Source organism: Nostoc sp., assembly GCF_054880495.1.
The window spans coordinates 1-25,989 of sequence record NZ_JBTYKD010000086.1 but is presented as its reverse complement, the minus strand read 5'-3'; the positions used below and the strand labels follow the sequence as shown (position 1 = coordinate 25,989).

Annotated in this window: 20 protein-coding genes, 1 tRNA gene and 1 pseudogene; 12 read left to right on the top strand and 10 right to left on the bottom strand. The window is 42.1% G+C overall.

Going from position 1 to position 25,989, the window contains the following annotated elements; all coding sequences use genetic code 11:
* Positions 1-362 precede the first annotated feature (362 nt).
* The 9 genes and pseudogenes from ACYTXL_RS09810 to ACYTXL_RS09770 all read left to right on the top strand — a co-directional run.
* Positions 363-1,823 carry a TM0106 family RecB-like putative nuclease gene (locus ACYTXL_RS09810; protein ID WP_461924564.1) on the top strand — a complete coding sequence of 487 codons (1,461 nt, stop codon included), beginning with the start codon at positions 363-365 and terminating at the stop codon, positions 1,821-1,823.
* A 391-nt stretch (positions 1,824-2,214) separates the two neighbouring features.
* Positions 2,215-3,399: an esterase-like activity of phytase family protein gene (locus ACYTXL_RS09805; RefSeq protein WP_461924563.1), complete on the top strand. Its 1,185-nt coding sequence runs from the start codon at positions 2,215-2,217 to the stop codon at positions 3,397-3,399.
* 295 nt (positions 3,400-3,694) lie between these two features.
* Positions 3,695-5,317, top strand: coding sequence for a serine/threonine protein kinase (locus tag ACYTXL_RS09800; protein ID WP_461924562.1), 1,623 nt, complete (start codon positions 3,695-3,697; stop codon positions 5,315-5,317).
* Between the two features lie 101 nt (positions 5,318-5,418).
* On the top strand, positions 5,419-6,945 hold the full coding sequence (locus ACYTXL_RS09795; RefSeq protein WP_461924561.1) for a serine/threonine protein kinase: 1,527 nt from the start codon (positions 5,419-5,421) through the stop codon (positions 6,943-6,945).
* Positions 6,946-7,055: 110 nt separating this feature from the next.
* Positions 7,056-7,129: transfer RNA gene (locus ACYTXL_RS09790), tRNA-Asp, on the top strand.
* Positions 7,130-7,248: 119 nt separating this feature from the next.
* Positions 7,249-8,694 carry a glutamate--tRNA ligase gene (gltX, locus tag ACYTXL_RS09785; RefSeq protein WP_461924560.1) on the top strand — a complete coding sequence of 482 codons (1,446 nt, stop codon included), beginning with the start codon at positions 7,249-7,251 and terminating at the stop codon, positions 8,692-8,694.
* A gap of 223 nt (positions 8,695-8,917) precedes the next feature.
* A complete protein-coding gene (locus ACYTXL_RS09780) occupies positions 8,918-9,412 on the top strand; it encodes a hypothetical protein (RefSeq protein WP_461924566.1) in 495 nt (164 codons plus the stop codon).
* Between the two features lie 457 nt (positions 9,413-9,869).
* Positions 9,870-11,756, top strand: a complete 1,887-nt coding sequence (ftsH2, locus tag ACYTXL_RS09775; protein WP_461924559.1) for an ATP-dependent zinc metalloprotease FtsH2 — start codon at positions 9,870-9,872, stop codon at positions 11,754-11,756.
* A gap of 184 nt (positions 11,757-11,940) precedes the next feature.
* Positions 11,941-12,240: pseudogene (locus ACYTXL_RS09770) on the top strand (hypothetical protein); the annotation flags it as partial.
* A gap of 175 nt (positions 12,241-12,415) precedes the next feature.
* Here the strand turns inward: ACYTXL_RS09770 and ACYTXL_RS09765 are convergent.
* Positions 12,416-13,708 (bottom strand): aminopeptidase P N-terminal domain-containing protein, encoded by a 1,293-nt coding sequence (locus tag ACYTXL_RS09765; protein WP_461924558.1) that lies wholly within the window; start codon positions 13,706-13,708, stop codon positions 12,416-12,418.
* A 994-nt stretch (positions 13,709-14,702) separates the two neighbouring features.
* Here ACYTXL_RS09765 and ACYTXL_RS09760 point away from each other — a divergent pair.
* Positions 14,703-15,944: an FG-GAP repeat domain-containing protein gene (locus tag ACYTXL_RS09760; RefSeq protein ID WP_461924557.1), complete on the top strand. Its 1,242-nt coding sequence runs from the start codon at positions 14,703-14,705 to the stop codon at positions 15,942-15,944.
* Between the two features lie 66 nt (positions 15,945-16,010).
* On the opposite strand, the gene ACYTXL_RS09755 is transcribed toward ACYTXL_RS09760, so the two are convergent.
* The 8 genes from ACYTXL_RS09755 to ACYTXL_RS09720 all read right to left on the bottom strand — a co-directional run bounded on the left by ACYTXL_RS09755 (position 16,011) and on the right by ACYTXL_RS09720 (position 21,893).
* A complete protein-coding gene (locus ACYTXL_RS09755; RefSeq protein WP_461924556.1) occupies positions 16,011-16,778 on the bottom strand; it encodes an MBL fold metallo-hydrolase in 768 nt (255 codons plus the stop codon).
* A 15-nt stretch (positions 16,779-16,793) separates the two neighbouring features.
* Positions 16,794-17,381, bottom strand: a complete 588-nt coding sequence (locus ACYTXL_RS09750) for an anthranilate synthase component II (RefSeq protein WP_461924555.1) — start codon at positions 17,379-17,381, stop codon at positions 16,794-16,796.
* 374 nt (positions 17,382-17,755) lie between these two features.
* Positions 17,756-18,211 (bottom strand): diacylglycerol kinase family protein, encoded by a 456-nt coding sequence (locus ACYTXL_RS09745; protein ID WP_292801894.1) that lies wholly within the window; start codon positions 18,209-18,211, stop codon positions 17,756-17,758.
* 150 nt (positions 18,212-18,361) lie between these two features.
* Positions 18,362-18,889, bottom strand: a complete 528-nt coding sequence (gene ybeY / locus ACYTXL_RS09740) for an rRNA maturation RNase YbeY (RefSeq protein WP_461924565.1) — start codon at positions 18,887-18,889, stop codon at positions 18,362-18,364.
* Between the two features lie 39 nt (positions 18,890-18,928).
* Positions 18,929-19,084, bottom strand: coding sequence for a DUF3285 domain-containing protein (locus tag ACYTXL_RS09735; protein WP_461924554.1), 156 nt, complete (start codon positions 19,082-19,084; stop codon positions 18,929-18,931).
* Positions 19,085-19,216: 132 nt separating this feature from the next.
* The gene (locus ACYTXL_RS09730; protein ID WP_461924553.1) at positions 19,217-19,390 is read right to left on the bottom strand and encodes a hypothetical protein; all 174 of its coding nucleotides are present in this window, start codon (positions 19,388-19,390) and stop codon (positions 19,217-19,219) included.
* Positions 19,391-19,443: 53 nt separating this feature from the next.
* Positions 19,444-20,566, bottom strand: a protein-coding gene (prfB, locus tag ACYTXL_RS09725; protein WP_461924552.1) for a peptide chain release factor 2 whose coding sequence is annotated in 2 segments (ribosomal slippage) — positions 19,444-20,493 and positions 20,495-20,566 — 1,122 coding nt in all. Because the reading frame shifts where the segments join, the coding sequence is not laid out codon by codon here.
* Between the two features lie 598 nt (positions 20,567-21,164).
* On the bottom strand, positions 21,165-21,893 hold the full coding sequence (locus tag ACYTXL_RS09720) for a Bax inhibitor-1/YccA family protein (protein WP_334785259.1): 729 nt from the start codon (positions 21,891-21,893) through the stop codon (positions 21,165-21,167).
* A 337-nt stretch (positions 21,894-22,230) separates the two neighbouring features.
* Here ACYTXL_RS09720 and ACYTXL_RS09715 point away from each other — a divergent pair, with 337 nt between their 5' ends.
* Positions 22,231-23,016 carry an RNA polymerase sigma factor SigF gene (locus ACYTXL_RS09715; protein ID WP_292801887.1) on the top strand — a complete coding sequence of 262 codons (786 nt, stop codon included), beginning with the start codon at positions 22,231-22,233 and terminating at the stop codon, positions 23,014-23,016.
* A 61-nt stretch (positions 23,017-23,077) separates the two neighbouring features.
* On the opposite strand, the gene bchD is transcribed toward ACYTXL_RS09715, so the two are convergent.
* Positions 23,078-25,111, bottom strand: a complete 2,034-nt coding sequence (gene bchD / locus ACYTXL_RS09710; RefSeq protein ID WP_461924551.1) for a magnesium chelatase ATPase subunit D — start codon at positions 25,109-25,111, stop codon at positions 23,078-23,080.
* A gap of 274 nt (positions 25,112-25,385) precedes the next feature.
* On the opposite strand from bchD, the gene ACYTXL_RS09705 reads away from it, so the two are divergent.
* Positions 25,386-25,989, top strand: a 604-nt coding sequence (locus ACYTXL_RS09705) for a hypothetical protein (RefSeq protein WP_461924550.1), incomplete at its 3' end; no start/stop codon positions are given.

Genomic DNA, 25,989 nt, shown 5'->3' with positions numbered 1-25,989 from the left:
CCCAAAATCCCTCTCCCAGATATGGGAGAGGGATTTAGGGTGAGGGCAAAAACTACGGTTCTCAACTTAGATGAGGTTTAAGTACAAGAAAGAAAAACGAACCGCGTACTCCTGCGGAGGACAAGCTACGCGCAGCATCTCTAAAAGTTGGACGCGTACCACTTCCCTACGGGACGCGCAAGGGACGTGGAAGCAAGCTACGCGTAGCGTCTCCTTGGCGCAGCCTCTCGTAGACAAGACTTGGACGCAAAGAAAGAAAGAAGTTAAAAGGGTTTGGCGTACCCTCATAAAGAAAGGGTATAAGTCCTAATTAATTGTCTAAGTTACTCCCAGAATGTGCTAATTCTTGTTAACTTAAAGAAATGCTAATTAATGCTGAACTCCTACTGCAATACCAACGCTGTAAACGCCGGCCTTTTCTAGATATCCACGCTGACAAAAGTCAGCGCGATGCTCCCAATGAGTTGCTACGGAAACTCCAACAGGACAAAATCGCCCATCATCTGAGTGCTTTGGCAAACGTGACTTATGATCAACCAAATTATTCTTATGGAAACTGGGAAAACGCAGAGAAGGCAACTTTAGAATTGATGGAGCGTGGGGTTGAGTATATATATAAAGGAGTACTCTTAACAACTTATTCTGAAGCATACACCTTACTGAGTCGTCCAGATTTACTTGTCAAAGAACCAGGACAATCCCATTTTGGAGATTGGATCTACGTCCCGGCTAGTATTGAACTGGGTAAGCGCCCTAAGCAAGAATATCAAGTTGTCGCTGCATTTCATGCCCAAGTGTTGGCAACAGTGCAGGAAGTTGCACCTGAAACAGCTTCGCTCATATTGCGAACCAAAAATACAAGTTATGCGGTGGATTTGTTTAAATGGATGCCACGAATGCAGCAGATTCTGGAGGAGTTTATTCAAGTTTTAGAGTTACCTAATCCGCCAGAGGTGTTTATTGCGCGGCAAAAGTGCAATCTCTGCCATTGGTATAGTCAATGTTATGCGATCGCACAATCTGAAAAACATCTCTCACTGGTACCAGGAGTAACACCCATCCGCTACACTCAACTGCAAGCCTTAGCCATCACCACACTGGAATCTCTCGCTGACACCAGTCCCAGCACCTTAGAAAACCTGCTTGGTTTCGACAGTGAAGTAGCGCCTAAGCTGGTAGTGCAAGCTCAATCTGCCCTGGAAAAACGACCGCTTATTTTACCCTACCCGCTACCAATAAAAGATATTACATTCACAGCCCCCATAGAGCTTTACTTTGATATTGAGGCACAGCCAGACTTAGATTTAGATTATCTCTTAGGGGTTTTAGTCGTTGATAGACTTGCCAACACAGAACAGTTTTATTCGTTTTTAGCAGACAAACCAGAAGACGAAGAATTAGTTTGGCAGCAATTTTTGGATTTGGTTTGGCAATATCCCGAAGCACCAATTTATCATTTTTGTGTCTACGAGTTTGATACAGTCAAACGGTTAGCAAAACTTTACCGCACTCCCTACGCCTCAGTGCGTCCTGTATTGAGTCGATTTGTGGATGTGTATGAACAATTAACCCAAAGTGTAGCATTGCCAGTAGAAAGTTATGCCCTGAAAGCGATCGCTCGTTGGTTAGGATTTGAGTGGCGGGAAAAAGAAGCTAGTGGTGCCAAATGTATTTATTGGTATGATCAGTGGCTAGAAACAGGCGATCGCACCTTACTAGAAATTATCCAAAGCTACAACGAAGATGATTGCCGCGCTACCCGTAGAGTCAAAGATTGGCTTGTCAACTTTTTTCAGGATGAATATGGTTTGCGACGAGCTTAATTAATTTCGTATTTTCTAAAAGTTTTTAATTTGTTGGAATACATATTATAGCAATTCAAAATTAAGAAAACCTGATTTCATCAGAGTTTCCAGGCTTGTATCTTTCACATTCTTTTTTTTTCATTGGTATTATTTGTAGGGGCGCATAGTTGTCATAGGTGTCAACTTAACGTGAAAGTTAGTCTAGAAGTAGCTTTTAGAGATTGTCTCGTTCCCAGTCTCTGACTGGGAATGCCTATGCGAGGCTCCGCCTGTTGACTTGCGGCAGAGCCGCAATGAGCAACATTTCCAGCCAGAGGCTGGAAACGAGGTTTTAAAAGAGTTTTGGCTTAAGTTGACACCAATGATAGTTGTGCGTCCCTACCGCGTTTTGATTTAACAAAAAAATTATATGCAGCTAATTAAAAAAATCTTCGTATTACCACGAATTATTTACTTCTTTATCCCGATTGTAATTATCATTTACTTATTCACAAACTTACTGTCAAATGCTGTTGAAGTAAGTAGCATAGAATTTATCGGTGAAGCCACTTTACCGAAAGGTTTAATCTTTAAAAAAACTGAAGTTGGAGGTTTATCTGGAATTACTTATGATCCAAAAAGCAACCTTTATTATGCTATTTCCGATGACCGGGGGCAAAAAGCTGCCGCCCGTTTCTACACCTTGAAAATCGACTTAAGCAAGGGTTCCCTACAAAAAGGTGGAATTATTCCGGTCAGTATTACCACATTATTAAATGAAAATGGTCAAACATTTCGCCCTGGTGAAACTGATACAGAAGGTATTGCCTTAACTAATAAAGTAACTGTGTTTATTTCTTCTGAGGGCGATGTGAGAAAATTAATTAATCCTTTTATTAAAGAGTTCTCACTATCTTCTGGTAGGGAAATTAAAACACTTCCCATCCCAAACAAATTTTTGCCAGATAAAAGTAGTCAAAAAGGTATCCGCAACAATTTGGCTTTTGAAAGCCTCACCATCACACCCGATAAAAAGCATATATTCACAGCCACCGAAAATGCTCTAATTCAAGATGGTATCGCAGCTAAACCTAACATCAGTAGTCCTTGCCGGATTTTGCAATACAACTTGCTCAACAATCAGCCAGAAAAGGAATTTCTTTATCAAACTGAACCAGTTACACCATTTTTGGATCTGACTGGCAAATTCGCTAGTGGATTACCTGATTTACTTGCTCTCGATAATCAAGGACACTTCCTAAGTTTAGAACGGTCTTTTACTGGTTTAGGATTTGCTATTTCTCTGTTTCAGGTTTCTTTAGAAGGAGCGGATGATATTCATAAAATAGATAGCCTTTTAGCAGTTGACTCAAAAAATATTAAACCAGTTCAGAAAAAACTGCTGTTAGATTTGAGAACCCTAGATGTACTGCTAGACAACATCGAAGGTTTAACTATTGGTCCTAAACTACCCGATGGACAGCAATCACTAATTCTCGTCAGTGATAACAATTTTAACTCCTTGCAACGCACCCAGATACTAGCCTTTAAAATTAAATTTGAAACACCACTAATTAGATTATTACGCCGTTTATTGCTGAATTTTAACCATTAGCTGTACGGAGATACAAGTGCGTTCGTGTCTTTACTGCTATTTACTTGTTTACAGCTTATTTATGTGTATTTACGGAATTTACTAGGCAACTTTTTCTAGCGTTTTTGTAGTTTACGTGTAATTTCTCAACCGGATTCATTAATAAATATGTTATAGAATGTTTAGGAAATTTTCCATAGTGATTATAGCAGATAATTAATTTTCTCCAATTTCTGATATTTTTTAGATTTAAATTTAATAATTAGATAGACTTATGAAAGTATTTTGCCAACAATATTTTTTATAAATGATTTTTATGACACAAAATAAAATTGAGAAAATGGTAGGGGAAAAAGCAGAGTTAGACAATTACATTGGACAATTTTTAAATAATCGCTATTTAATCAGAGATTTGATTGGCAAAGGGGGGATGGGTAGAGTTTATTTAGCAGAAGATACTGCTAAAGGTGGTATGGCAATCGCAATTAAAATCTTATCACTCAGTTTGGCAAACCAACAAATGTCTCAACGCTTTGCCAGAGAGATTTTTATTGGCGCTCAATTGGGTCGCAAAAGTAAACATATTGTTCGCATTTTAAGTTACGGAGTTACTGAGGATAAAACTCCGTTTTATGTAATGGAATACCTGCAAGGAAAAAATCTCAAACAAATTCTCAAAATTCAGCCTTTAACATTATCAGAGTTTTTAGATATTTGTAATCAAATTTGTTTAGGCTTACAATGTGCCCACCAAGGAATCAGCCTTAAAGGAGAGATTTATCCCATTGTTCACAGAGATATAAAACCAGAAAATATATTCATTAGTGAAGATAGTAAACAAGGAAAAATTGTTAAAATATTAGATTTTGGGATTGCCAAGTTTTTAACAGAGCGAAGTGGGATGACCTTGACAGATTCTTTTATTGGCAGTTTGCCTTACTGTTCTCCAGAACATATGGAAGGGCGCAAATTGCTAGATGTCCGCTCTGATATTTACAGTTTGGGAGTACTAATGTTTGAGATGCTAACAGGAAAACATCCATTTCAGACAAAAAGTAACTCTTTTGGTACTTGGTATCAAGCACATCGTTTTCAAATGCCACCTACAGTTGAGCAAGTGAATCCGCAAGTCAAAATACCGCAGATATTAGAAAAAATGTTGATGAGTTGTTTAGCTAAAGAATTAAGTGATCGCCCTCAAAATATAAACAAAATATTAGAAGATTTAGAAAAGGTTAATATTCAGCTTAATGAAGTTAGTCATAACAAGAGTAGTGACATTATTGACCTCTCAATTCCCATCCAATTAGTACCTGCAACATTATTATCAGAAAAAGAGTGTTGGCAGAAAAAGTGGCCTAAAAATAAACCAATTGCGCGAATTGGATTTCCTCATTTACTACATACTATTCAAAGACCTATACCAACTTTTTGGGCAATGTTGCCCAAACAAGAGATTACAAACTTTTCGGACAAAATACATGGCACTGAATTTATTACTCAAATGAATGTATACCCGATGCTATTATGGGTTACAGTCCTATACAATTCCCAGCCTTCTCTGACTAAGTGGCTACCTTATTTTTTGGATTTGAAAGATAATAAAGGGGAAAAGATAGCGCGTAGTTTAGCAGAAGTAGGCTACTACCATCTCCTATTTTTTGCCCTAGAAGATCCAGACTGTTGCTCTCACGTAACGACTTTAAGCCTAACGGCTAACCAGCGCCACCAACTTGTAGATTGCTTAGATATGAATCAACAGTCAAATGAAATAATTTTGCCTAATCAAGCCAAAAATCTGCTAAAAACAGAGTATGAAAAACTGAAATTAGATATCTTACTAAAGTTAGGCGCAGATCAAAAAACTGAGAAAGAAGGTTCAAAAAATTGGATGGCTAAATTTTTGGAGATTTTTTTAAAACTTTTATCACGTTATTGAAAGTCCGCTCTCAAAATAAAAAGCCTTGCCATCATTACCTAATTATATTCTTATGTGTGTATTGCTAACTTTAAATGGACTCAGCAGCAAAGGTGATCAAAGTGAATCAAAGCCTATTTACATCTCCAATTAGTACGGGCTTGCTTGCCAATCGTTATCAACTCAAGCAATTAATTGGCAGTGGTGGCATGGGAGAAGTTTTTTTAGCAAATGATATTTTGTTAGGAGGTATACCAGTTGCTATCAAGTTTTTGACTCAGACTTTTGTCAATACCAAGATGCAAAAATACTTTGCTCGTGAAGCTTTAATGAGTGCAGCTTTGAGTCAAAAGAGCGTACATATAGTACGGGCGTATGATTATGGTATAAATGAGCAAGGAAAACCATACTATGTTATGGAACATCTAAGTGGCAAGAGTTTAAAGGATTTAATTCCGTTGCCCCTGCCCATGTTTTTAACTCTCTCCCGGCAAATTTGTTTGGGCTTACAGTGCGCTCATCAAGGTATTAACATTGATGGCAAAATTTGTCCGCTAGTTCATAGAGATATTAAGCCTGCAAATATATTAGTAATTCCCGATCCGATATTGGGTCAGTTAGTTAAAATTCTCGATTTTGGTATTGCTAGATTTTTGAATTATACATCAACAGCTAGTACAAATAGGGGATTTAATGGCACTTTACCCTACTGTTCTCCAGAACAGCTAGATGGGGAAAGATTAGATAGTCGCTCTGATATTTATAGCCTGGGTGTGATGATGTTTGAGATGCTCACAGGCAAAAAACCTTGGCAACCAGAAACTGATTACTTTGGTGCTTGGTATAAAGTACATCAGTTTGAACAACCAAAAGCGATCGCAGATATTAAACCCACTCTTGAAGTACCTGAAAAACTAAATCATTTAATCATGTCTTGTCTTGCTAAAAAAGCAAGCGATCGCCCACAAAATATCGCTCAAATTCTGGAAGTATTAAACAGTTTAGAACAGTCCAATTATCCCAGCTTACCGACAATCTTAGCTCCTACTTCCATCATTACCCCTCCCTTATACTCTGGATTACCAATCACAGTAGAACAAAGCTGTCAGCAACTTTTGTGGCCTGAAAATAAACCAATTCAAGAAATTGTTTTTCCCCAGCTTCTAGACACGGCACAAGCATCAATGACAGCACTATGGTTGATGTTGCCTAAAGAAGAGATCAAAAAGTATGCCCTTTCTACTCGTTACAACCAATTTATCTTCATGACATCCCCTCACCCAATGCTGTTGTGGGTGACTGTACTGTACAATCGGCAATTGGCTCCTAAATGGCTACCGTGCTACTTAGATATGCAAAATCCCCAAAATCTGCGGCTGGTAAGTTTCCTGGCTGAAAATGAACGCTACCCTTTGATTTTCTTTACCTTAGAAGCACCACATTCTTGCATTAACGTTCTCAGCAGTCAGATCGAGCCAACTCAACGGCAAATGTTGAAAACCTGGGTGGAACAGAGTCATAGTCTACCACCTGCTTCTCAACTCCAGTTGAGCAAACAGCTATTAAAGCAGCAGTATAAACAAATGCAATCCCGGATATTGCAGCATCTGGAATCAAAGCCACTGGTTGTATTATCAGGCTCTATTTAATCTAAAATTCGCACCTTGGAGAGACGGGACAAAAATAAGTCCTAATTCCCAACTCTAAAACACTTGACAAGTAGAAAATAAATAGCGATAATAGCAAAGTTGACAAACAAGGGACTGTAGTTCAATTGGTTAGAGCACCGCCCTGTCACGGCGGAAGTTGCGGGTTCGAGCCCCGTCAGTCCCGTTCTAAATTTATCGTTCCTAGTTTTATTTTGGTTAGAGATCCAACTTTAAGTAAAGCTAATTTGGGGTGCTTCAGATATAAGCTACATTGATCATGCTTTGCGAAAGAGAGAATTAACTGTGACTGTCAGAGTCCGTATTGCACCGAGTCCAACCGGAAATTTACATATTGGTACAGCTAGAACGGCTGTATTTAACTGGTTATTTGCCCGCCACCACAGTGGGAAATTTATCCTGCGAATAGAAGACACAGACCTAGAGCGATCGCGTCCCGAATACACCGAGAATATTCTTGAAGGGCTGCGCTGGCTAGGACTGAACTGGGATGAAGGACCATTTTTCCAATCCCAACGCCTGGATCTTTATAAAGAAGCAGTAGAAAAATTGCTAGATCAAGGATTAGCCTATCGGTGCTACACCACTTCCGAAGAACTAGAGGCTCTGCGAGAAGCCCAAAAAGCTAGAGGTGAAGCTCCTCGCTATGACAACCGTCACCGTCACCTCACGCCAGAACAACGCGCCGCATTTGAAGCCGAAGGTCGCTCCTCTGTGATTCGCTTCCAAATCGAAGATGGGCGGGAAATTATCTGGAATGACCTAGTAAGGGGAAAGATGTCTTGGCAAGGTAGCGATTTAGGTGGTGATATGGTCATCGCCCGCGCTTCAGAAGAGGCTAGCGGTCAACCTTTATACAACTTTGTAGTTGTAGTGGATGACATCAATATGCAAATCACCCATGTCATCCGGGGAGAAGACCACATTGCCAATACTGCCAAGCAAATTTTACTCTATGAAGCAATGGGTGCAAAAATTCCAGAGTTTGCTCACACGCCACTGATTTTAAATACGGAAGGGCGCAAGCTTTCTAAGCGGGATGGTGTTACTTCCATTTCTGAGTTTCAGCAAATGGGCTTTATTGCTGAAGGCTTGGTGAATTACATGACATTGTTGGGTTGGTCTGCACCAGACTCGACGCAAGAAATATTTACCTTAGAAGTAGCAGCCAAGGAGTTTGGCTTTGAGCGTGTAAATAAAGCAGGCGCAAAGTTTGACTGGGACAAGCTGGACTGGTTGAACAGTCAGTATATCCACAAGACGCCGATAGATAAACTCACAGATTTAGTCATACCCTATTGGCAAGCGGCTGGGTATAAATTTGATGGTGGAAGAGAACGCCCCTGGTTAGAACAGTTAGTAACTTTAATTAGCCAGAGTTTGACTCGTTTAGTAGATGCAGTACCTCAAAGCCAACTGTTTTTTAGCGACACCGTTGAATTTAGCGAGGAAGCCAGTACACAACTGAAGCAAGAAGGTTCTGCTGCTGTGCTTGAGGGGATTGTTACAGCTTTGGAAAATCAGCCGCAACTGTCGGAAGTCGCCGCCCAAGATATTATTAAGCAGGTGGTGAAAGAGCAAAAAGTCAAAAAAGGCTTAGTGATGCGATCGCTCCGAGCAGCCTTAACTGGAGATGTTCATGGCCCCGATCTGATCCAATCTTGGTTACTACTAAATCAGATTGGTTTAGATAAGTCGCGCTTGAGTCGGGCGATAACGGAAGTTAATTAGTGATTACTTCCAGATTTTAGAAATATTTTAGATTTTAGGGGCGCAGGTTTGTACGCCCCTAAAATCTAAGGTAAAGCAACTATAGAAACAATAAATCATTGACTAATTACTAATGAATTATTCCCAATTTCCAATCTAAAATAGGTAGTCAATTCTCCTCACATTGGGAACTTGGTGTGTAAAATTCATGTCTTCAAAAACACTTAGAAGCGAAGTAATTACAATGCCGACAAAAGCGCTCAATAGAGGGATGAGATTATCGTTGATGATAATTACGCTCTGCATCACATCGACAGTTAATGCTATGACTGATGCTCAGGAAGCGCCAACGATATTTGGAGATGTCACTATTGACCCACAGTTTTCGCCAGACCCCCTGACAGTTCGCGGCATGAGTGGTGGTTCAATATCTGGGAGTCAAGTAGCCGGGAGGAACGAAACAGTTACTGGCCCTTGTACTGGATTTGTTGATGAAACACCAGACCATACATTAGTGCTAACAAGTAAATTTGACTACCTGAAGTTGCAAGTACAAAGCCCTGAAGACACCACTATGATTATCAAGGGGCCCGGTGGTACTTGGTGCAATGACGATTTTGACGGCAAAAATGCCGGTATGATTGGTGAATGGCTGGCTGGAAGTTACCAAATTTGGGTTGGTTCCTACGAAAAAGGCAAGTATCTTCCTTACACTCTACAAATTACAGAAGTTAAGTAAGGCATTGCGCAATTCAATTTTGGATTTTAGATTTTAGATTTTAGATTGAAATTTAATCCAAAATCTAAAATTCTCACTCCCCCTGCTCCCTCATCTCCGCCATGTCCCCCACTCCCATTCGGCTACGCTCACGGCAAGCCTACTCCCCACTCCCCCAGAATGATGATTGAGAGAGGCTTGAACGACACGAGGAGCATTCTGGAGAAATTCTCCGTCTCTTTGCATTCCATTGCGCTCCCTTTTCTCGTGCGATATTGTATTAAAATTAAGTTAACTTTGATTAAGATTCTTGTTGGCATTGCCATAATGCGCCGATCGCTCTATGGGAGTGCATATAAGAGATCAAATTAAACAAAATGGATTTATAAACATCCGTTTAACAGCTGAAAGTGACAGAGTGATCAACATTCGGTTGCTAAGGCTGATGAGTTGTATAGGCATCTAGAGGCAAATTAAGATGAAATTCTCCTGGAAAGTCCTAGTACTCTGGACATTGCCGGCTTTGGTAATTGGCTTTTTCTTCTGGCAAGGAGCCTTTGCAGGCGCTCCTGTTGAGGCGAGTAAGAATACAGCCAATACCCGCATGACCTATGGTCGCTTTCTAGAATACTTGGACGGCGATCGCGTCAACAGCGTGGATCTGTACGAAGGCGGTAGGACAGCAATTATAGAAGCCCGCGATCCTGACATCGAAAATCGTGTCCAAAGGTGGCGGGTGGATTTGCCTATTAACGCTCCTGAGTTAATCACCAAGCTCAAAGAAAAAGCCATTAGTTTTGATGCTCACCCCATGCGGAATGATGGCGCAATTTGGGGATTGTTGGGCAATCTCATATTTCCAGTTTTATTGATTACTGGGCTGTTCTTTTTGTTCCGGCGTTCTAGCAACCTCCCCGGCGGGCCAGGTCAAGCGATGAACTTCGGCAAATCTAAAGCGCGTTTCCAAATGGAGGCAAAAACCGGGGTGAAATTTGACGACGTAGCCGGGATCGAAGAAGCTAAGGAAGAATTGCAAGAAGTCGTCACCTTCCTCAAACAGCCAGAAAGATTTACCGCAGTAGGCGCACGCATTCCCAAGGGAGTGCTGTTAGTTGGACCTCCTGGAACTGGTAAAACTTTACTAGCAAAAGCGATCGCTGGGGAAGCAGGTGTACCTTTCTTCAGTATTTCCGGTTCGGAATTCGTGGAAATGTTCGTTGGTGTGGGTGCATCCCGCGTCCGTGATTTGTTCAAGAAAGCTAAAGACAACGCCCCCTGTATCATCTTCATTGATGAAATCGACGCCGTAGGACGGCAACGGGGCGCTGGTATCGGTGGCGGTAATGATGAGAGAGAGCAAACCCTCAACCAATTGCTTACCGAAATGGACGGGTTTGAAGGTAATACAGGCATCATTATTATTGCTGCCACCAACCGTCCCGACGTACTAGACTCAGCCTTGTTGCGTCCCGGTCGCTTTGACCGCCAAGTAACAGTCGATCCACCCGATATCAAAGGGCGCTTGGAAATCTTGCAAGTCCATGCGCGGAATAAGAAACTAGACACTAGCGTATCTTTGGATGCGATCGCTCGCCGCACTCCTGGATTCACTGGTGCTGATCTAGCCAACTTACTCAACGAAGCGGCAATTCTCACTGCTAGAAGACGCAAAGAAGCGATCACCCTCCGCGAAATTGATGATGCGGTCGATCGGGTAGTTGCGGGGATGGAAGGTACTCCTTTGGTGGATAGCAAGAGCAAGCGCTTAATTGCCTACCACGAAATTGGACACGCCTTAGTTGGGACTTTGTTAAAAGACCATGACCCAGTGCAGAAAGTCACGCTAATCCCACGAGGACAAGCACAGGGTTTAACTTGGTTTACTCCCAACGAGGAACAGGGGTTAATTTCCCGTTCTCAACTAAAAGCCAGAATTACTGGTGCTTTAGGCGGTCGCGCTGCTGAAGAGGTGATTTTTGGGGCTGCGGAAGTCACAACTGGTGCAGGTGGAGACTTACAACAGTTATCGGGAATGGCACGGCAAATGGTGACGCGGTTCGGGATGTCAAATTTAGGCCCACTTTCGTTAGAAAGCCAACAGGGAGAAGTATTTTTGGGTCGTGACTGGACAACCCGATCTGAGTATTCCGAATCCATCGCCTCGCGCATCGATGCTCAAGTTCGGGAAATTGTTGAACAGTGCTACGACACTGCTAAGAAGCTGATCCGCGATCATCGCACTGTCACCGATCGCTTAGTCGATTTGCTCATCGAAAAAGAAACCATTGACGGCGAAGAATTCCGCCAGATTGTGGCTGAATACGCTGAAGTCCCTGAGAAGCAGGAGTACGTACCGCAACTGTAATAGTTGATTCTTTTCTTGGCTAATACTTGGAATTGAGCAAAGAAGCAAAAAATCGAATGAGGATGCTCTATGTGCCATCCTCATTTTTTTATGTAAAATTTTATAGTTTTAGGAAGACGCTTGCTGCTACGACTCGCTTGTATAGTGATTCCAAAGCTAGTTCTTTCCTTGCCATCGCCGTTGTTCACCAGAACAATATGATATTACCAGCCCTGTAGTAACTATTGTGGAAGCTAAAAATGAGAGTATTAAATCTGGTTTAGGACAATGTATTGCGACAATGATTGCATCTCAATTGTTTAACCAGCAACAAGGAAATATTATAAATGAAATTTATGGTGTAGTCACAACAGGAACAGATTGGAAATTTCTCAAACTTTGTGACAATACCATCTTTATCGATAAGAACGATTACTTTATTAAAGAAATAGATAAAATATTAGGAATTCTGACAACGACTCTGATGGTTTGTCCGCAATTTTAGCTTAGGGATGGTGTGTAGCCCTTTCAAGGTGGTGAAATTTGGAACGAAGATTGGTTATTTCGACCTTCAAAAATCCCCAAATCTGAGCGGAGGATTCAAGGTGGTAGCACTGGAACAACGTATCTTCGTTTGTCACCTTGAAAGGACTAGGGATGGTGTGTACCATCCCCATTTTTTATCTTTCCACTTCATCGATTGCTTTGGGAACTCCCGCAGTTAACACCTCATGTCCATCAGGTGTAACTAACACATCATCCTCAATCCGAATACCAATACCAATCCATCGAGGATCAGTCTCTGGTTGGTCTTCTGCTAGTTTGGTGTCAGGTACAATATATAGTCCTGGTTCCACTGTCAGAATTTGACCTGGTTGCAAAATTTGCGGTTTGTCTTCACCGTGCTGGTAAACACCCACATCATGGACATCCAAACCTAACCAATGGCTGGTGCGGTGCATATAATATGGTTTGTATTTTTCTTCTTCAATTAACTTATCAATTTCACCTTTAAGAATGCCAAGTTCAACTAAACCTTCGGTGAGGACGCGCACTGCTGTATCATGAATTAATTTGAAAGGATTACCTGGTTGAACTTGAGCGATCGCTTGTTTTTGTGCCTCCAAAACAATCTCATACAGCGTCTTTTGTTCTGGCGTAAATTTACCCCCAACAGGAAATGTCCGGGTAATATCGGAGTTGTAATAACCATAGGTACAACCGGCATCAATTAGCAGTAATTCTCCATCCTGCATTTGACGATTATTCTCAATGTAGTGGAGTACGCAAGCATTCACACCAGAAGCCACAATCGAAGGATAAGCCGGGCCTAAACCACCTCGCAGTCGAAAGATGCGTTCTATCTCCGCTTGTATTTCATACTCATAACGTCCGGGTGCGGCGATTTCTTGGGCGTAATTGTGTGCTTCACTGGCGATCGCAACTGCTTGACGCATCAATTCCAATTCAGCTTCACTTTTGATCAATCTCATGCTGTTGAGGACAGTCCCAGTATCTTCAATAGCGATCGGACCCGTACCACGTTTCGGATAAGTCCGTAGTAAACTTTGGTAATGTCCCAAGATTTGGTCATTAAAAGCGCGATCGGGTCCTAAGTGATAGTAAATGCGATCGGCTTTTTCCAAATACTGCGGTAACTTTTCATCTAACTCGCTAATCGGGTACGCTTCATCAGCACCATAAATTTCCTTGGCTGCATCTACCCCAGAAAGATAACCAGTCCATACTTCCTTTTCCCGATCCTTCGGTTGGACAAACAGCACAAACCGATGTTCTGAATGATGCGGCGCTAACACTGCAACTGCCTGTGGTTCGTTAAAACCAGTCAGGTAGAAGAAATCACTGTCTTGGCGATAAACCATCACTGCCATTGGCGCACTGCGAAAAATGGCTGTACCATCACCAATTTTTGCCATTAATTGCTCACGACGCTGCCGATATTCTGCTTGCATAGCTGATGTATGTATTAAAGTGTTGTCTTATTTTACACTTTTGACAACCAGAGGATGTACAGATCATGCCTCTTAATAGTTGCTAATCTAAGTTATTCTAACCAATATTTGTTTCAACTTAAGTTATAAATCTTTGGGGAATAATCAATAGTCTCAGATCCCCGACTTATTTAAGAAGTCGTGCATCTTGTTGTTGATCAATAATTTAGACTTACTATATAAACCACTATGTAATTACATCACAATTATTTCGCATAAAGATTTTTTATAGTTGTTATTTAATTACCTAAATGTGTATGGTTTAATTCAATATTTAAAATATCAAATAAAACAGATAAACCGCGTCTATCTTGAAATCTGTATTTCTTCGGTGATCAAAAGGATTTGCCCTCATCCCCCAACCCCTTCTCCCAGATATGGGAGAAGGGGAGCCAGAATTTCAAAGTCCCTCTTCCATATCTGGGAGAGGGATTTAGGGTGAGGGCAAAAACTATGCTTCTCAACTTAGATGAGGTTTAATCCCACTTGAAAAAAATCTTTGCAATAGATGAATCGACTGTAGACACGTATATGTGTACACCTCTACATCTGTAGAAGGTATTTCGTGAAATAATATAAGTTCGCCAATTTTTATTTATAAATCATCCAATACGGTTCGGTTAAGGTGCATAATCCTGAAAGCTCCTCCTTAAAAAGAGGGAAATAGAGTCATTCTGAGCAAGCCTTTTTAAGGGGGGTTGGGGGGATCAAGTCTGATCAGAACCGTATTGATAAATCATCAGATACAAAAAATGTTTTGCAATTGCTTGTATAGAACTTGAAACTTTGATAATAATCGTTTAAAGAAAACAAATATTTATCTTCAAAGAATGATATTCACAAAGAAAAAATAGTTATAAAGAAATATTGAAAGTCTAGTAAATGTTATTGGGTTACAGAAAGACATCTCAAAAAAAAGTTAAAAAAATATAACAACCAATCATAAAAATACACCATGCCTGGAATTACAAATTCCTCACTCTTATCTTTGAATACAACTCAATGGGCATCAGATTCTTTGAACAAATCAGAAATATTGACAAATTCTCTTAGTACTTTAGATACTAATTTGTGGCCTGGGAGTAGTAGTTCCTCACTATCACTACAAAGTGCACCTTTGGCCACGCCTGTCAAAAATTCATCAAATCCCAATCCTAATCCTTATATAACTAGTGCGGCGATTACTCCTGACTTTAACGGTGATGGCAAAACAGATAAAGTTTGGGTCGATTCTACAACCGGTGAGATTATCATTCGGTTAATGGATGGAGCAAAAGTTTTGGAACAGGGTTCTCTAGGTAAATTCGACCTAACTGCCTATGATTACAAAATTGCTGACTTCAATGGTGATGGCAAAACCGACTTCTTATTACGCAATAAGACAACCGGTGCAAATAGCATTGTGTTAATGGATGGCACAAAAGTTGCTAGTATGGCATCTTTAGCCAGCGTTGACCCAGCGTGGACTCCTGAGATTGGCGACTTCAATGGCGATCGCAAAACCGATATCTTCTGGCATAATGCCACAACTGGTGAGAACGCTATTTGGGAGATGGATGGCACCACAGTCCTGAATGCAACTGTTTTAGATAAAACAGACCCAGCGCTAACTCCTACCATTGTTGATTTTGACGGCAATGGTAAGAGCGACATTTTCTGGCGCAATCCGACAACCGGTGCTGACAGCGCCTGGTTTATGGATGGCACACAAAAGACTGAATTGGCGCTGCAATCACAGGATGCTGCCTGGACTCCTACCTTTGGTGATTTCAACGGCGACTATAAGACTGACATTCTGTGGAGAAACGCTCAAACAGGTGAGAACAAAGTTTGGACGATGAATGGTATCTTAGTCACAGAGGGTACTTTGGATACACTTGACTCATCCTGGACTTCTCAAATTGGTGATTTCAACGGTGATGGCAAGACCGACATCTTCTGGCACAATAGCAAAACCGGCGAGAACACCGCTTGGTTGATGGATGGTACAACAGTTGCGACTCAAGCTTTCTTACCGACTACTAACGCAGCTTTGACACCATCCCTTGGCGACTTCAACGGCGACGGTAAGACCGACATCTACTGGCGCGATCAGACAGGAGGTGCAGACACCATTTGGACTATAGATGGAACAACAGCCACTCCGAATCCGATCAGCGATGCCGATAAACTTACCCCAGAATGGTACACGTTCTAAAATCAGAATTCAGGAGTCAGGAGTCAGAAGTCATTATTCTCCCCTTGCTCCCTCATCCCGTACTTCTCAAAACTTGTAACTCAAAACCTGAATCACGCTATTTTCCGGTAAATCTTTAGGGCTAATGGAAATACTATCTCCGTTGCTACGCCGCACTGTCATACCTTTCATCAAAGTGAGAAAATTATCGAGTGGCGAAATATCGCACGTAGCAGCATCAGCGGCCTGTGTTCGGTAATGGGTCGGAATCACTAACTTGGGATTTAACACTTGAACAGCCTGCTTTGCTTCCTCAGCATTGTAGGCTTTTCCACTGCCTCCCACTGGAATGAATGCCACATCAGGACGCCCCATCAGGATTTTTTGCTCAATGGAAATGGGTGCAGCAGCTCCCCCTAAATGTAAAATATTAATTCCGCCTTGCTTCCAACTCCAAGCAGTATTTGAGCCAAACTGCCTACCACCTTTGCGATCGTGGTCTATGGCAATTCCTTGGAACTTAATGCCTTTGAACTCGTAAACTCCTGGTTCGTAGATCAGTTTTGCATTTCCCGGTAGTACGTCCACAGCCCCTTCATCCAGTAGTTGGCTGCTAATCAGCACCAAATCTGCTGCAACTTTTGGTGGACGATATCCAGCAGTACAACCGACCGCCCGAAATGGATTGACGAGAATTTTCGCACCGCCACCACTAAAAAGAAAGCAAGTATGACCCAACCACTGAACTGATAAACCGCCAGATTGTGCGTCAGCTTGAGATTCCGAACCCAAGGTAGTAACTAAAGCAGTTACCAACCCCGCCCCAGCATAGCCCATCAACTGTCGTCGTTTCATTAATTCTGCTCTTGACTATAACTGTTCCAGAAAATTTCGCAATAACTGTTTTCCTGAAGATGTCAGGATACTCTCTGGGTGAAACTGGACGCCCTGAATGTGAGGATAGTTCCGGTGTCGGACTCCCATAATGGTGTTATCTTCAACCCAAGCGGTGATTTCTAACACATCTGGGCAAGTCTCACGTTCGATCACCAAACTATGATATCTGGTGGCAGTTAGAGGATTTTCTAATCCCCGGAAAACCCCCACCCCACTGTGAGACACCTGAGAGGTTTTGCCATGCATCAACTCTGGAGCAGCAATTATTTTACCACCGAACACTTGACCGATGCTTTGATGTCCTAAACAGACACCCAAGATTGGCAACTCTTGTCCTAGCTGTTCAATCAATTCTAAACAAATGCCGGCATCTTCCGGGCGACCTGGCCCAGGAGAAATAACTACGGCTTCCGGCTTTAATGCCCGAATCTCATCTATGGATATCTTGTCGTTACGAAAAACTTTAATATCATCTGCTACTGGCAACTCTGATGCCAATTCTCCCAGATACTGCACTAAATTATATGTAAAACTGTCGTAATTGTCGATAACTATAATCAAAGCTCATCACTCCTGGTTTTTACCACTGATCAGTTGCAAAAAGCATAGACCAGTATCTCATGCTATTTGTTTGCTAGGGTAAAAATAACGCTAACGTGGATGCGTAAATATAAAGCGGCTACTCGACGATCAGTCACTTCCTAAAGATTACCAAGTAACCCTTTAGCCAGAATGCATGGCGCCGCAGCTACGCCCGCACTTCGGCAAGTGTTACCCTGAGCTTGTCGAAGGAGTCAGCGACCATCGTAGACATGGCATTATTTAAATTTTGAATTGCTGATCATGTGTTCTCCAAAGGGGATCGGACACAGTTTGATCCTCTTACCAAGTCACCAGGCGATGCCTGGGTTGGGCTAAGTCGGAGCAAATCACATCTACAAAGCCGATATAATTAACCTTACCAGAGGAGGAAGCAATAGTATACCAGCTACCAGCACCGCTACTAAAGCAGAGACAAGGACTGCACCAGCCGCACAATCTTTAGCAATTTTTGCCAAATCATGGTATGTCTGCTTAACGGTTAAGTCCACAACGGACTCGATCGCTGTATTTAGTAACTCTAATGCCAAAACTAAACCGCTAGTTATGCCAATTACCGCTATTTCTACCGCTTGCAGATGCAAAAAAACGCTTAAACCGATCGCTAAAGCGCAAACACTTATGTGGATGCGAAAATTACGTTGAGTTTGAAAACTATAGCTGATTCCAGCCCAGGCATATTTAAAACTAACAAATAAATTAGAGGCTACTTTCCAAGAAAATTCCCGTTCGTTAGACACGAGTGTTTGTAACGAGGTGGGCGTTGGTGATGGAGAAATTTTTTGGGACATAGACTTAAAAACACAAGAACAGAGTTGCTACAGTGGGAATATTCGCCAATCTTAATGGCGGAATTAACTTTCAGGCAATATTTAAGCAATTTTCCCCAGAAGTATTATAAAAGTATTGCTCAAAATTGGCACTAAGAGATACACATGCTGCTATTCCATCTCAATAGCAATACCTATTGCGTTCAGCAATCTCACTTGCTGTTCTAACATTCGCCCCAAACTTTCTTCATCAGGATGATCCCAGCCCAACAGGTGTAATAAACCGTGAGCAGCTAACCAGGCTAGCTCAGTTGGTAAGCTATGTTCTTGCTGTTGAGCTTGACGTTGTGCTGTATCTACAGAGACAATAATATCACCTAAATATAATGGTATAGAGGCAAGCATTTCTTCGCTTTGAGGAAAATCTACCTCCAAAGCAGCAAAGGCTAGAACGTCTGTGGGCTTATTTTGTTGACGATACTGGCCATTTAGTTCTTGAATTTGCGAGTCATCTGTCAAACGCAGCCCGATTTCATAACTTGGCGCTGGCGGAATATGAGGGTGAAGTATTTCTAACCAGTGATTAAACCAATTTTCCCAAGTTTCAGGAGTAATTCGGGGATGAGTGTCCCCAATTTTTACAAATGTCGTCGGGGACAACTCGTAAAAAGAATCCTCCACATATAGTTCAACTCTCAGGGGCACAGAGTCTCCTAGTCTGAGGTTTACCGTTTGTCGTTAGTGAGTTAGATAAGCAAGACCAACAAGGAGAGCTAAAAGCCCTACGCCAGTTAATGCAAAATGTTTCAGGGAAGTTCCACCCTTCCGCACCATGTTTCGCATGGCAAGTTTTACGTAGCTAGGTTGAGGTTCTGTTGAAGAAGTATTGCTCATAGTTATTTGTCCACAGACTCTTTTATAACTGTAACAGTTGGTCTGGGATAGAATTGCGATCGCCTGTATATTACTAAGGGATATTTTCAAAAGACACCAATGAGATCGGGTGCTATGCGATGTCTACGATGGTTACTGACTTGTGCCGAGCGCAGCCGAGGTAGCTTGCCGTACCACTTCGTGGAAGCTACGCGCAGCGCGATGCCCTGAGCTTGCCGTTCGCGCAGCGTCTCGTAGAGAAGGGTCTCGTAGAGAAGTACGCGCTACGCCTACGCGCTGATCTGAAAATACTAAAAAATAAATCATAAGTGCTAAGTAATATTAAAAATAATCACTTAGCAATTGTAAATAATCCCCAATTATGCTGGAGTGTTTTCTACTAGTTTATTTTCTTGGCGCAGATAAGCCTGGATGAATGTATCAAGTTCGCCATTCATTACATCGCCGATCCCTGTTGTTTCAGTATTTGTACGTAAATCTTTCACCATCTGATAAGGGTGAAACACATAGTTACGGATTTGGTTTCCCCAGGAGGCTTCCACCATATCGCCACGAATTTCAGCAATTTCTTGGGCACGTTGCTCCTTGGCTATGACCAAGAGCTTTGCTTTGAGACGATTTAGGGCTTTTTCTTTATTTTGCAGCTGCGATCGCTCTTCTGTACAGCGCACGGCAAGACCGGTGGGAAGGTGAACAACCCGAACCGCCGTTTCTACTTTGTTGACATTTTGCCCACCTTTACCACCAGAGCGAGTTGTGGTGATTTCCAAATCCTTATCTGGAATATCCAACTGCACAGAGTTATCTATCTGTGGCATCACTTCCACCCCGGCAAAACTGGTTTGTCGCTTGCCGTTGGCATTAAAAGGTGAAATCCGCACTAAGCGATGTGTACCCATCTCCGATCGCAAGTAACCATAAGCATAGCGACCAGTAATTTCTAAAGTTGCCGATTTAATTCCGGCTTCATCACCCTCCGACTCTTCAGCTAAAGTTACTTTATATCCGTGAGCTTCACTCCAACGGGTGTACATTCGCATCAGCATAAATGCCCAGTCTTGAGCATCTGTACCACCAGCACCAGCATTAATTGTCAGTACAGCACCTTCCGCATCATAGGGGCCAGAAAGTAACTGTTGTAACTCCCACTGATCCAGGTCACGATTAAGTTTAGTGATAGTAGATTCCGCTTCTTGGAGTAGTCCCTCATCGGTTTCTAACTCCAACAACTCAACAACAGCCTTAGTATCTTCTAGATTCGTATGCCAGCGATCGTATTGCTGGAGGTGGGCTTTCAGGTCGTTGAGTTCTTGTAGCGTTTGTTGGGCTTGGGTTTGGTTATCCCAAAATTCTGGTTGAGCGGATATTTTTTCGAGGTCTTGAATTTTGGCTGTCAGTGCAGGTACGTCAAAGATAGTCCTGGGTTTTACCCAGGCGGCTAGACAACGTTTCGATTTCGCGTTTGAGTTCTAAGACTTCCATAGTGCTTGCTGAATGAGAGATAGAGCGCTTTGGATTTGAATATTGCTCTTTATTAATTTTAGCTGTAGTTGGGCAAATTCTCTCCGCACTAATTATATAAACCACGTCTAAGTAGGTGGGTGGGAAAATTTATAAGTATGTCATTGCGAGTTAAACGGAGTGTAACGCAGGAATCACAAGGACTTTGACGGTTTTACATTTTGTTACATAGTTAGGTTAATTTGTGCCTACTTACTTATCTTGAAACCTGTAGTTCTTCTGTGATCAAAAGGATTTGCCCTCATCCCCCAACCCCTTCTCCCAAATCTGGGAGAAGGGGAGCCACAATTTCAAAGTTTCTCTCTCAGATATGGGAGAGGGATTTAGGGTGAGGGCGGAAACTACGGTTCTCAACTTAGATGAGGTTTAAGTTACAAAAATTACTTGAAATTATCAAGCCCTTCTTGGGTAACAGAAGTGGTTTGATTTTGCTGTTGCAAATAGGCTTTGATAAACAAAATATTCTACTATTAAAGCGATGAAAAAAACCGTGGCTGCTAAAAATTTAACCACGGTTTTTACTTTATGAAACTTTACTTTTGTTAGTACCTACAGACAATTAATTGCGGCCATTTAGGGAAATTAGCAACCGCAAGATAAAGACGAACAAGTTGATGTAAGTGAGGTACATCGACAAAGCAGCAGGCAGATATTGGTCATCGCTGTAAGTACGGGGCAAGATATAGAAATCGACAACAGAAACCCCAACAAATAGGAATACTCCTAAACCGGAGATGGCGATTTCTAACCAATTTGGCGTGTAAACACCAAACATGGCAAATCCGAATTGGGCTAGACACACAACCACCAAGGCAATAACGCCGAGATTAATGGTTTTCGTCAAAGCCATGCCGTCTTGTTCAGAAAGATTTGAACCAATTTGACGGGCGAAAATAAAGGTGACGCCACAACCAAGGGCAGCCAACCCAATGCCTTGAATGCCAACACCTTGGGATCTCAAAGCGACAAATATCAAACCACTGAGAGTATATCCAGACAAGAGGCTGTAGGTTGCCAACAGGGGTAGTGCAAGTCCCTTGTTACCTTTTTGGGCAACATTTTGGGCAACAAAGAACAAAATTAACTCCAAAATCACCGCACCAATGAAGGTGGGAAAGAATATTCCAGGGTTAGTACGGATAACTCCCAAACCGCCGTAGGTTCCTAATGCCGTTAGCACCAATCCACCACCGACGTAGGGGAGGGCGTTAGCAATCACATTTGGGCCAACGAGGGCGTGAGATTTAGCCTCACGGATAGCTTCACGAAAATTACTGGTATTGCTCATATTGAAAAACTGTTTTTTAGGAAAACGTTCTGCTTATTCCTATTTTTACCAAGATTTAGGGCAACAAACCAGGAAGGGGTGACGCAAGTTAGAAGACAACTAAACAAAAAAGATTATGCAATGTTGAAATTTTTATCTAAAAAACAAAAATAACCTGCAACAGAGAGGTTAGCAAAATCATGAGTAAAAATACTGAACTCTGGAGTGGGACCCCTGATAAGTTCAGTGAAACGACGATAGCTAATTCCGGCTTGACTAGGGAAAATAATGACAGCTTAAAAGAAAATATACGCAACTCCATTTTCTTAGGAATAGGAGTTACAACAAGGGAATGTATATGGCAACAAGTGAGTCCTCTTTACGAATTGATGGTATAGAATTATTACACTTGTACCACCAGAATCCTTCTATAAAACTTCGTAATGAACTTGTAGAGTTACATACTGGCTTAGTGCGAAAGATGGCTCATAAATTCAGCCATCAATGTAATGAACCTTATGAAGATTTAGCACAAATCGGTTATATTGGTTTGATTAGGGCAATTGAGCGCTTCGACCCTAGCCAAGGATTTGCCTTTAGTTCTTTTGCTGTACCATACATTCGCGGTGAGATGCTGCACTTTTTGCGCGATCGCAGTACTCTATTAAGAATTCCCCGTCGTTGGCAAGAACTGTATAATGAAGGGCAAAAGATTCGCAAGGACTTGGCAATGTCTTTAGGTCGCCTTCCCAAAGATGCTGAAATCGCCAAGGAACTTCAGGTATCTCTGCAAGAATGGCAAGAAACCAAGTTAGCTGCTCAAAACCGTATGCCTTTGAGTTTAGATGCGACCGCACTTAACTATGTTGATTCTCAAATCACCTTGGGTGAGGCACTTCCTTGTCCTCGTTCTCATGTTCTCCTCCAAGAAGAAGAAGAACGGCAACAACTCCAAGGTGCAATAAATATGTTAGAAGACAAACCCCGCATGGCAGTTGAAATGGTATTTTTGAAGGAACTTTCTCGCAAGGATGCGGCTAAAAATATTGGCACTAGTCCAATGACGGTAACGCGGTATCTGCAAAAGGGAATTCAAGATTTGATATACTATTTACAACCACAGGTAATGCCCACTGGCTCTTGATGTCATTAGTCAATGGTCAGTGGTTAGTAGAAAAGCAACTGACAAATGACTAATGACTAAATTATCGAGATTTTAAATCAGCGATCGCACCTTTGGTCATAGCAGCAATAGCTTGGTCTGTCGCTTTCGGCAAATGATAATATTTACCGCCTGCTGTTTGCGATAATTCCTTAGCAAAGCCCGTAGACACAAATTTACTTTCGGTATCAATTACTAATAGTTGCATCCCTAAAGCCCGGATTCTGGCAGCAATTTCTAATAATTCCCCTTTGATATCTGGTTTTTCTCCTGGTTCTAGTTCTTCACCCAAAGAACGCGCTAAGGGAATATTACCCCGGCCATCGGTGATTGCTACAAGGACAACTTGCCCAATATCTCCGCTCATCTGGGCATTTAAGCCGACGCGCACAGCTTGGGTTAAACCATGCGCTAAGGGCGAACCCCCACCACAGGGCAATCTTTCCAAGCGGTTACGCGCTAAGGCAATAGAACGTGTTGGAGGCAATAATACCTCAGCTCGTTCTCCCCGGAAGGGAATCAATGCTATTTGGTCGCGGTTTTGATAAGCTTCTGTCAACAGTTGCATCACCGCACCTTTTGCCGATTGCATTCGATTCAGGGCCATTGAGCCAGAAGCATCTACGACAAATACTACCAACGCCCCTGCTTTGCGTACCAGGCGTTTCGAGCGAATATCAGCCTGTTCAACAATAACTTTTCTATCTGGGTGTTTTTCTCTCCGGGCTTTTTGATAAGGAGCCGCAGCTCTCAAGGTAGCATCTACTGCAATGCGTCGCGCTTTCCCCTTGGGCAACATTGGCTTAATATAGCGTCCCCTGTCATCGGAAAAGATGACACTGCGACTACCAGATTTACCTTGCCGCTTCGCCATTTGAGTAAAGTAAAGCACGTTATCATCAAGAATTACCCCTTCTGGATCAAAAATGAATTCTTCCGGGATGCTAGGGGGTTCTTGCTCTTGATTTTCTTCCTGTTCTTCTTGTTCTTCCTGTTCTTCCTCTTCTGATTCGTCTTGGGATTCTTCTTGATTCTGTGGTGGGGGTGGAGGTGGTGGCGGTGATTGTTCTGGTGGTGGTGTCTGCACAACTGTGGCGCGTGGTACAATTACCAGTTCCACAGCACGGCGCAAATCTTCAGCATTGACTGTTGTTCGTCCCTCCAAAGCCGCCGCGGCCTTGGCAACCCGCGTGGCGAATAACTCGGCGCGATGTCCCTGAACTCCGCCGCGAATGGCCTCATCTACCAAGTAGGCAATTTGTTCATGGGTGATGATTACTTCTTTCAACCATTCCCGCGCCAAGATGATTTGGGTTTTGAGGGCGTCTAAGTCTTCATTGTACTGTTGAAGGAAATCTTGGGGAGATTGAGAATAGGCGATCGCAACTTCTACTGCTTCTACTCTTTGATCTAAGCCGAGTACACCGTCAGCAGAGAGTGCGATCGCAATTCTATCTAACAAATGCTCCCGTAATCCGCCTTCTTCTGGGTTGTAGGTGGCAATAAACAAAGATTTGCAAGGATGCTGAAAACTAATCCCTTCCCGTTCAATTTGGTTGCGTCCGTCAGATAATACTGTTAGAAGCTGATTTGATATTTGGTCATCTAATAAATTAATTTCATCTACGTACAGCACACCCCGGTTTGCTGTAGCGAGTAAACCGGGCTGAAAAATGGTATCACCTTCTTTTACCGACTTTTCCACATCCACAGAACCGAGGAGTCTATCTTCGGTGATACCTAGAGGAATTTGTAAAAAAGGCGCTCTGATGATTTCGACGGGAACATCTTGAATATCCTTGTCTGCGTACTCCGCCAAAAGTTGATCATCCCATTCTTCGGGGCGGTTGGGGTCACAATTGCTGATTGAGCCTTTGACAACTTCAATGGGCGGTAGTAGAGCGTGGATAGCACGAGCCATCACAGATTTTGCCGTACCGCGACGACCTGCGATCGCCACTCCCCCCAAACCAGGATCAACTGCGGCTAACAGCAAGGCTAATTTAATTGCTTCTTGACCGACTACGGCTGTCAAGGGAAAGGCAGTGATCGTGGAGTTGATAGTAGGCGCAGGCATTGTTTGCTTTCATAGCGAGTCTCGGTCTTTAGCATACCAATTTCTGACACATTTTAGAATATAGGGGCGGTTACGCGATCGCATTTCCTTGTTTCATGACTTAACGGGAAAAGTCAGATACAAAATCAAAGTTTTTAACCCACGGAGGCGGTCACTGAGCTTGCGTTGCCCTGAGCTTTGTCGAAGGGTCGAAGTGTAGGTTTTGTCTGTGTAGCCGCGAATTCTATTCGCCCAATACTTTACAAACAACCTCTAAGACAAAGGAGTAATTTTTATGGCTTATAGTGATTTCAAACTTATTGAAGTTATTGATTCTTTTGGTTTAGTTATTCACGAGTCATCTGGACTATTTGCAAATGTACAGGAGCAAGAATGTAGTGATTTATTATCTACTATTCTTCAGAAAAATGTTGATTTAGCAGTAGCGATAAGTACAGAAAAAGCTCGAAGTGAAATGATAATTAGTCCAATTTTGTTAGAAATTAGACGCAAATTTAATTATGAAATCAGCTTTTTTTCTGGAGTTGATTTTACTGTTGATAGCCAACGAGGGTTAAATGGCTTTTGTGATTTTATTTTGAGTCTTTCTTCAGAGCAGTTGCTTGTACGTAGTCCGGTGATTGTCTTAGTAGAAAGTAACAATGAGAATTTGAGGTCTGGTTTAGCGCAATGTATTGCCGAAATGGTAGCTGCTCAGTTATTTAACGAGAGAAGTGGAAATCAAATCAAAGCTATATATGGTGCTGTTACTATCGGTACTATTTGGCAATTTCTCAAACTTGAAGGCAATGTAGTTTCGATTGATTTGAGTGAGTATTATATTAAGGATATTAAGAAAATTTTAGGTATTTTGTATAGTGCGATCGCGCAAAGTAAAC

Bases quoted from the DNA above. Each gene is read 5' to 3' on its own strand.
- ACYTXL_RS09715 (WP_292801887.1), top strand. From the start codon at position 22,231: ATGGCAACAAGTGAGTCCTCTTTACGAATTGATGGTATAGAATTATTA.
- ACYTXL_RS09760 (WP_461924557.1), top strand. From the start codon at position 14,703: ATGCCTGGAATTACAAATTCCTCACTCTTATCTTTGAATACAACTCAA.
- ACYTXL_RS09735 (WP_461924554.1), bottom strand. From the start codon at position 19,084: ATGAGCAATACTTCTTCAACAGAACCTCAACCTAGCTACGTAAAACTT.
- ACYTXL_RS09765 (WP_461924558.1), bottom strand. From the start codon at position 13,708: ATGCAAGCAGAATATCGGCAGCGTCGTGAGCAATTAATGGCAAAAATT.
- ACYTXL_RS09745 (WP_292801894.1), bottom strand. From the start codon at position 18,211: ATGTCCCAAAAAATTTCTCCATCACCAACGCCCACCTCGTTACAAACA.
- ACYTXL_RS09800 (WP_461924562.1), top strand. From the start codon at position 3,695: ATGACACAAAATAAAATTGAGAAAATGGTAGGGGAAAAAGCAGAGTTA.
- bchD (WP_461924551.1), bottom strand. From the start codon at position 25,111: ATGCCTGCGCCTACTATCAACTCCACGATCACTGCCTTTCCCTTGACA.
- ACYTXL_RS09810 (WP_461924564.1), top strand. From the start codon at position 363: ATGCTAATTAATGCTGAACTCCTACTGCAATACCAACGCTGTAAACGC.
- ACYTXL_RS09730 (WP_461924553.1), bottom strand. From the start codon at position 19,390: ATGATTTATTTTTTAGTATTTTCAGATCAGCGCGTAGGCGTAGCGCGT.
- ACYTXL_RS09780 (WP_461924566.1), top strand. From the start codon at position 8,918: ATGCCGACAAAAGCGCTCAATAGAGGGATGAGATTATCGTTGATGATA.
- ACYTXL_RS09720 (WP_334785259.1), bottom strand. From the start codon at position 21,893: ATGAGCAATACCAGTAATTTTCGTGAAGCTATCCGTGAGGCTAAATCT.
- ftsH2 (WP_461924559.1), top strand. From the start codon at position 9,870: ATGAAATTCTCCTGGAAAGTCCTAGTACTCTGGACATTGCCGGCTTTG.
- ACYTXL_RS09805 (WP_461924563.1), top strand. From the start codon at position 2,215: ATGCAGCTAATTAAAAAAATCTTCGTATTACCACGAATTATTTACTTC.
- ACYTXL_RS09755 (WP_461924556.1), bottom strand. From the start codon at position 16,778: ATGAAACGACGACAGTTGATGGGCTATGCTGGGGCGGGGTTGGTAACT.